The organism is Salipiger mucosus DSM 16094 (genome assembly GCF_000442255.1).
In the GTDB taxonomy this organism is placed as follows: domain Bacteria; phylum Pseudomonadota; class Alphaproteobacteria; order Rhodobacterales; family Rhodobacteraceae; genus Salipiger; species Salipiger mucosus.
Genome location: NZ_KE557273.1, coordinates 446,522 through 456,712, shown reverse-complemented (window position 1 = coordinate 456,712; position 10,191 = coordinate 446,522). Strand labels below are relative to the sequence as shown.

At 71.8% G+C, this 10,191-nt stretch carries 10 protein-coding genes; 8 read left to right on the top strand and 2 right to left on the bottom strand.

Features of this window, described 5'->3' with window-relative positions; genetic code table 11:
- From ggt to SALMUC_RS02290, 3 genes are all read left to right on the top strand, one after another.
- Positions 1-1,578 (top strand): gamma-glutamyltransferase (gene ggt, locus SALMUC_RS02300; protein ID WP_037371077.1); only part of this gene is annotated, 1,578 nt, incomplete at its 5' end.
- Positions 1,579-1,624: 46 nt separating this feature from the next.
- Positions 1,625-2,527 carry a DMT family transporter gene (locus tag SALMUC_RS02295; RefSeq protein WP_020040752.1) on the top strand — a complete coding sequence of 301 codons (903 nt, stop codon included), beginning with the start codon at positions 1,625-1,627 and terminating at the stop codon, positions 2,525-2,527.
- A 76-nt stretch (positions 2,528-2,603) separates the two neighbouring features.
- Positions 2,604-3,392: an exodeoxyribonuclease III gene (locus tag SALMUC_RS02290; RefSeq protein WP_020040753.1), complete on the top strand. Its 789-nt coding sequence runs from the start codon at positions 2,604-2,606 to the stop codon at positions 3,390-3,392.
- Positions 3,393-3,546: 154 nt separating this feature from the next.
- Here SALMUC_RS02290 and SALMUC_RS02285 read toward each other — a convergent pair whose 3' ends face one another.
- Both SALMUC_RS02285 and SALMUC_RS02280 read right to left on the bottom strand, forming a co-directional pair.
- Entirely contained in the window at positions 3,547-4,440 is an 894-nt protein-coding gene (locus SALMUC_RS02285) for an alpha/beta fold hydrolase (protein WP_020040754.1), read from the bottom strand.
- 91 nt (positions 4,441-4,531) lie between these two features.
- Positions 4,532-5,950, bottom strand: a complete 1,419-nt coding sequence (locus SALMUC_RS02280; RefSeq protein ID WP_020040755.1) for an amidase — start codon at positions 5,948-5,950, stop codon at positions 4,532-4,534.
- Positions 5,951-6,022: 72 nt separating this feature from the next.
- Between SALMUC_RS02280 and cls the strand changes: the two genes are divergently transcribed.
- From cls to SALMUC_RS02255, 5 genes are all read left to right on the top strand, one after another.
- Positions 6,023-7,540 (top strand): cardiolipin synthase, encoded by a 1,518-nt coding sequence (gene cls, locus SALMUC_RS02275; RefSeq protein ID WP_020040756.1) that lies wholly within the window; start codon positions 6,023-6,025, stop codon positions 7,538-7,540.
- Positions 7,540-8,229 carry an endonuclease/exonuclease/phosphatase family protein gene (locus tag SALMUC_RS02270; RefSeq protein WP_020040757.1) on the top strand — a complete coding sequence of 230 codons (690 nt, stop codon included), beginning with the start codon at positions 7,540-7,542 and terminating at the stop codon, positions 8,227-8,229. The genes cls and SALMUC_RS02270 overlap by 1 nt, the downstream gene beginning before the upstream one ends.
- 171 nt (positions 8,230-8,400) lie before the next feature.
- Positions 8,401-9,324 (top strand): thioredoxin, encoded by a 924-nt coding sequence (trxA, locus tag SALMUC_RS02265; RefSeq protein ID WP_020040758.1) that lies wholly within the window; start codon positions 8,401-8,403, stop codon positions 9,322-9,324.
- Positions 9,325-9,352: 28 nt separating this feature from the next.
- Positions 9,353-10,006, top strand: a complete 654-nt coding sequence (locus SALMUC_RS02260) for an LON peptidase substrate-binding domain-containing protein (RefSeq protein ID WP_020040759.1) — start codon at positions 9,353-9,355, stop codon at positions 10,004-10,006.
- On the top strand, positions 10,003-10,188 hold the full coding sequence (locus tag SALMUC_RS02255; RefSeq protein WP_020040760.1) for a Trm112 family protein: 186 nt from the start codon (positions 10,003-10,005) through the stop codon (positions 10,186-10,188). Before SALMUC_RS02260 ends, SALMUC_RS02255 begins: the two co-directional genes overlap by 4 nt.
- The last annotated feature ends 3 nt before the right edge of the window (positions 10,189-10,191 follow it).

Genomic DNA, 10,191 nt, shown 5'->3' with positions numbered 1-10,191 from the left:
GCGCAGGCCGGCGCCGACGTGCTGCGCGCGGGCGGCACCGCCGCCGACGCCATGGTCGCCGTGCAGGCGGTGCTGGGGCTGGTGGAGCCGCAGTCCTCGGGGCTGGGCGGCGGGGCCTTCCTGGTGTGGTACGACCGCGGGAGCGGGGCGCTCACCACGCTCGACGGGCGCGAGACGGCGCCGCTGGCGGCGACGCCGCGCCTGTTCCAGGACGAGAGCGGCGAACCGCTTGGGTTCTTCGAGGCCGTGGTCGGCGGACGCTCGGTCGGCACGCCGGGCACGCCGGCGCTGATGGAGGCCGCGCACCGGCGCTGGGGGCAGCGCAACTGGGGCGGGCTTTTCGACGCGGCCATCGGGCTTGCCGAGGAGGGCTTCGAGGTCTCGCCCCGGCTCGCGGGGCTGGTGGCTGGCGACGTGCTGCGGCTGGCGCAGCGGGAGCCCGCCGCGGGCTATTTCTATCCCGGCGGCGAGCCGCTGCAGGCCGGGGACAGGCTGCGGAACCCCGCCTATGCCGAGACCCTTCGCGCGCTTGCGCGGGAGGGGGCGGAGGCCTTCTACACCGGGGAAGTGGCGGAGGGGATCGTGGGCGCGGTGCGCGCGGGCGACAATCCCGGGGTGCTGTCGCTGGCCGACCTCGCGCTCTACCGCATAAAGGAGCGCCCGGCGGTCTGCGCGACCTACCGCGCGCACGAGGTCTGCGGGATGGGGCCGCCCTCGTCCGGGGCACTGACGGTGGGCCAGATCCTGGGGATGCTGGATGCCCACGACCTTGCCGGGCCGGGGCCGCAGAGCGCCGAGGCCTGGCGGCTGATCGGCGATGCCTCGCGGCTCGCCTTCGCGGACCGGGGCCTCTACATGGCCGACAGCGACTTCGTGCCGGTGCCCGTGGAGGGGCTGGTCGACCCTGGCTACCTGGCCCAGCGCGCCCGCCTGCTCGAGGGCGACGACGCCCTGCCCGAGGTCGCGCCCGGGGCGCCGGAGTTCGACCACGCGCTGCTGCGCGCGCCGGACATCTCGATCGAGTTCCCCTCGACCAGCCATGTCTCGATCGTCGACGGCTACGGCAACGCGCTGTCGATGACCACGACCATCGAGAACGCCTTCGGCTCGCGCGTCATGGCGCCGGGGGGCTTCCTGCTGAACAACGAGCTGACGGATTTCTCCTTTGCCACGCATCGCGACGGGCGGCCCATCGCCAACGCGGCCGCGCCGGGCAAGCGGCCGCGCTCGTCGATGGCGCCGACCATCGTGACGAAGGACGGCGCGCCGGTACTGGTGGTGGGCTCGCCCGGGGGCTCGCGGATCATCGGCTACGTGGCGCAGGCCGTGGTGGCGCATCTCGACTGGGGGATGGACGTGCAGCAGGCAGTGGCCATGCCGCATCTCGTGAACCGCTTCGGGGCCTACGACCTCGAGGCCGGGACGGAGGCCGAGGCGCTGGCCGGCCCGCTGGAGGCGCTGGGCTACGAGGTGAACCTCCGCGACCTGAACTCGGGGCTGCATGCCATCGCCATCGGACCCGAGGGGCTGCGCGGCGGGGCCGATCCGCGCCGGGAGGGGATCGCGCTGGGCGAATAGCGGCTTTGCGCTGGTCTTTCCGGCGCGCGCGCGCCATCAACGGCGCATGGAACTCTGGATCCCCGTCACCCTCTGCGCCGCCGTCTTCCAGACGATCCGCTTCATGCTGCACAAGACGCTCAGCATGGGCGGGCTTTCGGCCACGGGCAGCACCTTCGCGCGCTTCGCCTATGCCATGCCGGCGGCGGCCCTCTGCACCGGGATCTACCTGACCGCCACGGGGCAGCCCTGGCCCGCCCTGCCGCCGGCCTTCTGGGGCTATGCCTGGCTGGGCGCGCTGGGGCAGATCCTGGCGACGGTCTGCGTCGTGGCGCTGTTCGCGCGGCGAAACTTCGCCGTGGGCATCACCTTCAAGAAGACCGAGGTGATCCAGACCGCGCTGGTGGGCCTGCTGCTGCTGGGCGAGCAGATCTCGCCCGGGGGCTGGGGCGCGATCCTGATCGGGCTGGTGGGCGTGCTGATGCTGTCGGAGACGCCGGGCCTGTCGGAGAACCTGCTGCGCCGGCTGATGAGCCCGGCGGTGGCGCTGGGGCTGGCCTCGGGGTTCTTCTTCGCCTTCTCGGCGGTGGGCTACCGCGCGGCCACGCTGCAGATTGCCAGCGACGACCCGCTGCTGCGCGCCGGCGTCACGCTGGTCTGCGTGACGCTGAGCCAGACGCTGGTCATGTCGCTCTGGCTGCGCTGGCGCGAGCCGGGGCAGATTACGGCGGTCTGGGGCGCGCGGGGCACGGCGCTCTGGCTGGGGCTGACCTCGATGGCGGGCAGCCTGTCGTGGTTCACCGCCTTCACGCTGCAGACGGCGGCCTACGTTCAGGCGCTGGGACAGGTCGAGCTGATCCTGTCGCTCCTGGCCTCGGTGCTGTTCTTCCGCGAGACGGTGACGCGGCGCGAGCTGGCCGGCATCGGGGTGCTGGCGCTGTCGATCGTGGTGCTGATCCTCGTGCTCTGAGCGGCGATCCGGCTTGCGCGCCGGGCGCCGGGCTGACAGGGTCGCGCGGCCAATCCGCCACCCGCAGGAGACCCCCATGCCCTTCACCCTCGCCACCTGGAACATCAACTCGGTCCGCCTGCGCGAGGCGCTGGTGGCCAAGCTGATGGAGGAGGAGGCGCCCGACGTCCTCTGCCTGCAGGAGTGCAAGAGCCCGGTGGACAAGATCCCGACCGAGCGCTTCCGCGAACTGGGCTACGGCCACATGGTGGCGCGCGGGCAGAAGGGCTACAACGGCGTGGCGATCCTGTCGAAGCTGCCGCTGCGCGATCTCGGCGACAAGGATTTCGCCGCGCTGGGTCACGCCCGCCACGTCGCCGCCGAGATCGAGGGCGGCCCGGTGGTGCACAACTTCTACGTCCCCGCGGGCGGCGACAAGCCGGACCGGGCGGTGAACGAGAAGTTCGGCCAGAAGCTCGACTACCTGTCGGAGATGCGCGACTGGTTCCGCGACGAGGCGCCCCGGAACGCGATCCTCGTGGGCGACCTGAACATCGCCCCGCGCGAGGACGACGTCTGGGATCACAAGAAAATGCTGAAGGTGGTCTCGCACACGCCGGTCGAGGTCGAGAGCCTCGGCGCGGCGCAGGAGGCCGGCGGCTGGGTGGACGTCACCCGCAAGGACCTGCCGGAGGGGCAGCTCTACTCGTGGTGGTCCTACCGCTCGCCGGACTGGGACGCGGCGGACAAGGGCCGGCGGCTGGACCATGTCTGGGCGACGCCCGACATCGCCTCGGCGGCGCATTCGAGCCGCATCCTGCGCGCGGCGCGCGGCTGGGAGAAGCCCTCCGACCACGCGCCGGTGTTTGCGACGTTCGATTTGTAGAATTTTCGGCGACGGCGGCTGGAACATGGTCATGCCGACCGCCAGCGGCACGGCAGCTGTCATTGAAGAGCCTTCAACGGCCAGCTCGCGACAGTAACCGAAAACGCAGGCTCGGACCCGCTTGGTCTGTCGAAGCTGCCTGCGGTGACAGAACCTATCGCACCCCGCCCCTCTCCAGGAACGCCGCCACCGCCGTCGCGATTTCTTCCGCGGCCTGCGGGTCGAGGTGGAAGTGGTGGTCTCCGGCGAGTTCCGTGGTCTCGTAGTGCGCCACCAGCGTCTCGGCGCGGCGGGCGAGGTCGGCGACGTGGTCGCGGCGGGCGCGGATGCCGTCCGAGGCCCAGATGTTGAGGACCGGGCAGCGGAGCGCAGAGAGGACCGCCTCGACGTTGGCGCGGGTCAGCTTGACCGCGGAACTCGCGAAGAGGCGGGCGTCGCCGCGCAGGTGGACCCAGCCATCGGCGGGTTCGAGCGCGCGGTCGGCGAGGGCCTCGGCGGTGCGGCGGGCGTTGCCCTGGTCGACGCGGCGGTCGATGTAGGCGGCGCGGCTCTCGAAGCGGCGGGGCGGGCGGCCCTGCTGGCGGCGGGTCTGCTCGACGAAGGCGCGCAGGGTGGGCACGAAGGCGTCCTCGGGGGCCGGCTCGGGCACCAGCGAGTCGAGCGAGACCAGCGCGCGAACGCGCTCGGGCAGCGCGGCGGCGAAGAGCGCCGCGATGTTGGCGCCGCGGGAATGCCCGAGGAGCACCGCGTCGGTCCAGCCGAGCACGTCCAGGAGCGCCACGAGCTGGGGCAGGTCGTCCCAGATGTTGTAGGTGGCATGGGCCGCGCGGTGGCCGCTGAGCCCCTGGCCGCTGAGGTCGGGCGCGACCACGTGGCAGCCCGCCAGGCGCGGGGCCAGTTCGCGGAAACTGTCGGCGTGGTCCATCCAGCCGTGCAGGGCCAGCACCGGCGTGCCCTCCTCGGGGCCCCAGGCGAGGCCCGCGAGGTGCAGGCCGTCGATTTCCCATGTGCAGGCGCGGGGGGCGGGCAGCGTGTCGGGTGCGGTCATGGGGCCTCTCGGTGCGGATGCGGGACGGCCCCGTGATACGCGCCTTTGCGGGCGGGGAACAGCCGCTGCCCCCCGCCCCAATGCACTGCCTTCAGACCGTCTCGGACGGGTCGGGCACCTTGGGGAAGCGCGGCGGGTGCGCCTCCATGTAGGCATGGGCCGCGCGCAGCACGCGCAGGTCGTCGTGCTTGCCCCCCGCGAGCTGGAAGCCGACCGGCAGGCCGGTATCGGTGAAGCCGCAGGGGATCGAGGCGGCGGGCTGCTGAGAGAGGTTGAAGGGATAGGTGTAGGGCGACCACTCGGTCCAGTCCTTCATCCCCCGGCCCGGCGGCGTGTCGTGGTTCACCTCGAAGGGCGAGACGGCCACGGTGGGCGTCATCAGCAGGTGATACTCGCGGTTGAAGCGCTCGAGCTTCTGGGTCAGTTCGGCGCGGGCCGAGAGGGCGCGGAAGAAGTCGACCGCCGACCAGTTCTCGGCGCGGCGCGCGTTGTCGACGAGCCCCGGGTCGAGCTGGCGGCGCTGCGCCTCGGTGCAGGAGTTGTAGAGGTCGAGCGAGGCGGTGAACCAGATCTTCTGGAAGATGTCGATCGGGCTCTCGAGGCCGGGATCGACCTCGACCACCTCGGCGCCGAGGTCCGACAGGTGCCCGGCGGCCTCGCGCACCCGTATGGAGACATCCTCGTCGGCCGCGGCCCCTCCCAGGTTCGGCGCGAAGGCGATGCGCAGGTCGCGGATGTCCTGCCCGAGGCACTCAGCCCAGTCATCGGGCTGGCCGCGCGTGGCGTAGGGGTCGTCGTAGTCGTAACGGCCGATGACGTTGAGCATCATGGCGGCATCCTCGACCGTGCGGGTCAGGGGGCCGATGTGGCTGAGCGAGGCCGCCTTGGAGGGTGGCCACTGCGGCGTCCAGCCGAAGGTCGGCTTGAAGCCGAAGACGCCCGTGAAGGCGGCGGGGATGCGGATCGAGCCGCCCGAGTCGCCGCCCTGGTGCAGCATGCCGAGGTTGAGCGCGCAGGCCGCCGCCGCCCCGCCCGAGGAGCCGCCGGCGGTGAGCCGGGTGTCCCAGGGGTTCGAGGTGGCGCCGAAGACGCGGTTGTCGGTGACGCCCTTCCAGCCGAATTCCGGCGTGTTGGTCTTGCCCAGCAGCACCGCGCCGGCTTCGCGCAGGGCGCGGGCGGGGGGCGCATCGCCCTCGCAGGGCGTGTCGTCGGTCAGCCGCGAGCCGTCGCGTGCGGGCCAGCCCGCCACCTCGGTCAGGTCCTTGACCGAGACCGGGACGCCGTCGATGGGGCTGCGCGGCCGGCCCTGCCCCCAGCGCTGCGCCGAGGCGCGGGCGGCCTCCTCGGCGCTTTCGGCATCGACGAAGACGTAGGCGTTGACCGCCTCGTTGTACTGCTCGATGCGCGAGAGCGCGGCCCGCGTGGCCTCGAGCGGCGAGAGATCGCGGGACGCGTAGGCGCGGCTGAGTTGCGCGGCGGTCATGGCACCGGGGTCGGCGGCGTCGGTCATGGGGGCTCCGTTGTCTGCCTTGGTATGCAGGCAAAACGGGCCGGGTGCGGATGCGTTCCGGGGTGGCGGTGCATGTGGCGGCTCCGGGAGGTGCGCCGGGACCTTACGCCGCCGGGGGCGATCCGTTACAAGGCGGTCATGACCCCTGCCCTGTCGTCGTTCCTTCTCGGGGCGCTTGCCCTGATCGTGCCGGTTCTCGTGGCCTACAGCGCCTGGCGCGCGGTCACCTCTGCGCGCACGCCGCAGGGGGCCGTGGCCTGGGTGGTCTTCCTGCTGGCCGCGCCCTGGTTCGCCCTGCCCGCCTACGCGGTCTTCGGCCAGCACAAGCTGCGCGGCTACAGGCGCGAGCGGCAGGCGAGCCGCGAGGCGACGCGGGCGCTGGGAGAGACCGACGCCACCGGCCAGCGCGACGATCGGGGGCCCGGCTGCGACACCGGAACGGGTGGCGCCGCGGCGGGCGTCGCGCCCTTCGAGCAGCTGGCCAACCTGCCGGCGACGCGGGGCAACGCGGCGGAGCTGCTGATCGACGGCGAGGCCACCTTCGACGCGATCTTCGCCGCCATCGACCGGGCGCGGGACTACGTGCTGGTGCAGTTCTACACCATCTCGGATGACGACCTGGGCAACGCGCTGGCCGAGCGGCTGAAGGCGGCCTCGCGGCGCGGGGTCGCGGTGCGGGTGATCTACGACGGCGTGGGCAGCTACGGGCTGCCCGCCGCCTACCGGGCGCGGCTGGAGGAGGCGGGGGTGCGCATCCTCGACCCGCGCGCGGCGCGCGGGCCGACATGGCGCTTCCAGGTCAATTTCCGCAACCACCGCAAGACCGTCATCGTCGACGGGCACGAGGGCTTTACCGGCGGGCACAACGTGGCGGACCTCTACATGGGCCGCGACGCGACCTACGGGCCCTGGCGCGACACGCAGGTCGCGCTGCGCGGGCCCATGGTGGCGCAGTTGCAGCGCGCCTTCGCCGAGGACTGGCACTGGGCCACCGGCGAGAAGCTGGGCGAGGCGCTGTGCTGGACCCCCGAGGCGCAGCCCGAGGACCTGCCCGGGCTGATCGTGCCCAGCGGCCCCGCCGACGGGCCGGACACGGGGGCGCTGTTCTTCTTCACCCTCATCACAGGGGCGCGCGAGCGGGTCTGGATCGCCTCGCCCTACTTCGTGCCCGACGCCGAGGTGCTGGCCGCGCTGAAAGCGGCCGCGCTGCGCGGCTGCGACGTGCGGCTGCTGGTGCCCGACATGGCCGACCACTACCTTCCCTGGCTGGCCGCGCATGCCTACTTCGACGAGATCCGCGCGGCGGGGATCGAGGTCTATCGCTACGAGGGCGGTTTCATGCACCAGAAGGTCATCCTGGTTGACGGCGACCGCGCGGCAGTGGGGACGGCGAACCTCGACAACCGCTCGTTCCGGCTGAACTTCGAGACCATGGCGCTGATCTTCGACGAGGGGTTTGCCGACCGGGTCTCGGCCATGCTGGCCGCCGACATGGAGGGGGCGCGCCGGATGGTGCACGACCTCGAGGAGCAGCCGCTCTGGGTGCGGCTGGGGGCGCCGGCGGCGCGGCTGTTGGCGCCGGTGCTGTAATGCGGATCGCGAGCTACAACATCCGCAAGGCCGTGGGCATCGACCGGCGCCGGGATCCGGCGCGCATCCTGTCGGTGCTGAATTCGCTGGGAGCGGACGTGGCCGTGCTGCAGGAGGCGGACCGGCGGCTGGGACCCCGGCCCTCGGCCCTGCCGCGCTTCCTGATCGAGCAGGAGACCGACTACGTGGTGGCCGACCTGGCCGCGACGGACGTGAGCCTGGGCTTTCACGGCAACGCGGTGCTGGTGCGGCGCGATCTCGCGGTGCGCGAGACGCGCCACCTGGAACTGCCGGGGCTGGAGCCGCGCGGCGCGGTGATGGTGCGGCTCGACGGGCTGACGGTGGTGGGCACGCACCTGGGGCTGATGCGCCGCTGGCGGCTGCGGCAGATGCTGGCGATCCGCGCGCACCTGGGCGGCGATGAGGCACACACGGTGATCGCGGGGGATCTCAACGAATGGTCCGACCGGCACGGCTACGAGCCCTGGGAGGAGGCCTACCGCATCCTGCTGCCCGGGCGCAGCTACCACGCGGCGCGGCCCTTCGTGGCGCTGGACGGCTTCGCGCTGGGGTCCGGGCTGGCGGTGACGGGCTCGGGCGTGCACCGGGGCGGCGCGGCGCGGCGGGCCTCGGACCATTTGCCGGTCTGGGCCGAGATCGCGGGGGTGCCGGGGGTACCGGAGGGCTAATCCTCCGCCAGCTCCCGTTTTCCCTCCCCCCTCCCGCTCGCGGGGAAGGGAGTGCCCGGCGCGCTGGCAGCGGGCGCGCGGCAGTCCTGGCATGCCCGCCCGCCCCTTGCATCGAGGCGGACCATGCGCCATTTACCCAAGAAATCAACCGCAAGGAGCGGAGGACGCGGGATGCTGGAACTTGGTGGCGCGGCGCAGACGCCGAAGCAGGACCTGATCAAGGACGTGAGCGAGGCCAACTTCATGGCCGAGGTCGTGGAGAAGAGCCAGGAGGTGCCGGTCATCGTCGACTTCTGGGCGCCCTGGTGCGGCCCCTGCAAGCAGCTCGGACCGGCGCTCGAAAAGGCGGTGACCGAGGCCGGGGGCGCCGTGGTGATGGCCAAGGTCAACGTCGACGAGGCGCAGAGCATCGCGGGCCAGCTGCGCATCCAGTCGATCCCGACGGTCTACGCCTTCTACAAGGGCCAGCCGATCGACGGCTTCCAGGGCGCGCTGCCTGAATCCGAGCTCAAGGCCTTCATCGACCGCGTGGTGCAGGCCGGTGGCGGCGCCGCCGGCGGCGAGGGCGACGGGCTGGCCGAGGCCGTTGCCAGCGCCGAGGAGATGCTGGAACAGGGCGCGACCGCGGATGCGGCGCAGATCTTTGCCGCGATCCTCGAGGAGGATCCCAAGAACGCCGCCGCCTACGGCGGGCTGGTGCGTACGCATATCGCGATGGAAGACCTCGACCAGGCCGAGGCGATCCTGAACGGCGCGCCGGTCGAGATCTCCAAGGCGCCCGAGCTGGAGGCGGCGCATGCGCAGCTCGAGCTGGCACGGCAGGCCGCGGGCGTGGGCCCGGTGGGCGAGCTGACCGCCAAGGTCGAGGCCGACCCCGACGACCACCAGGCGCGCTTCGACCTGGCGCAGGCGCTTTATTCCAAGGGCGACGCGGCGGGTGCCGTGGATCAGCTGCTGGAGCTCTTCCGGCGCGATCGCGAGTGGAACGAGGGCGCCGCGAAGGGGCAGCTCATCACCATCTTCGAGGCGCTTAAGCCCAACGATCCTGTGGTGCTGAACGGCCGTCGCAAACTGAGCTCGATGATATTTGCCTGAGCCGGGTCGCCGGACTAGCTAGCAGGTCATGGCACGGCGTTTCGACTTGCCGGGAACGATCCCGGTGTTTCCCCTGCCCGGCGCGCTGCTCTTGCCGCGCGCCCGGCTTCCCCTTCATATCTTCGAGCCGCGGTACCTCGCGATGCTCGACGACGCACTCAAGACGGACACCCGGGTGATCGGCATGGTCCAGCCCGACGAGGCAGCCGCGCGCGACGGCGGCCACGGGCTGCACCGCATCGGATGCGCGGGCCGCGTAACTCAGTTCTCGGAAACCGAGGACGGGCGCTACATGATCACCCTGACCGGGCTGTCGCGCTTCCGCATCCTGCGCGAGACCGACGGCTTCACGCCCTACCGCCGCTGCGAGGTGAGCTGGGAGGGCTTCGACCAGGACATGCAGCCGGTCGAGCACGATCCGACGTTCGACCGCGAGGCCTTCCTTGCGCTTCTCACGCGGTATTTCGAGACGATGAACCTCTCGACCGACTGGGACTCGCTGAAGGAAGCCGAGGACGAGCTTCTGGTCAACTCGCTCTCGATGCTGCTGGACTTCGCCCACGAGGACAAGCAGGCGCTGCTCGAGGCGCCTTCGCTGACGACCCGGCGCGAGACGCTGGTGACCCTGATCGAATACGCCCTGCGCGGCGGGGGCGGCAACACCAAGGACATGATGCAATGACCGAGACCCCGGCCTTCGACCGGCACATGCTGGAGGCGCTGGTCTGCCCGGCCAGCCACACGGTTCTGGAATACGATCCGGAAAAGCAGGAACTGGTGAGCCGCGCGGCCAACCTCGCCTTCCCGATCCGCGAGGGCATCCCGGTCATGCTGATCGAGGAGGCGCGCCGCCTCGATCCCTGAGCC